This is a genomic window from Nocardioides sp. (assembly GCF_024509035.1).
Lineage (GTDB): Bacteria > Actinomycetota > Actinomycetes > Propionibacteriales > Nocardioidaceae > Nocardioides.
Genome location: NZ_JANINT010000318.1, coordinates 258 through 524, shown reverse-complemented (window position 1 = coordinate 524; position 267 = coordinate 258). Strand labels below are relative to the sequence as shown.

1 protein-coding gene is annotated in these 267 nt (G+C 76.4%); it reads right to left on the bottom strand.

Annotation, left to right across the window (positions count from 1 at the left end):
- On the bottom strand, positions 1 to 267 hold a 267-nt coding region (locus Q0L15_RS20050; RefSeq protein ID WP_296606391.1), incomplete at both ends, for a hypothetical protein.

Genomic DNA, 267 nt, shown 5'->3' with positions numbered 1-267 from the left:
CCGGCCACCAGCGCCGGCAGCTGGCCGGGGACCCACGCCTGCGTCAGGGTCAGCTCGGAGGCGCCCTCGCCCTGGACCTGGATCGTGAAGTCGTCCGGGCCGGTGCCCTCGGCCGGCTGGATGCTGCCCTGCTCGAGGTCCGAGAAGCCGTTCCACCGCCCGGCGGGGCCCAGCGGGACGGCGCCGTCCTCCGTGGTCAGCCGGCCGACCACGGCCTGGCCCTCGATGGTCGCGCCGGGGAGCGTGCCGAACCAGATCCCGGTCAGG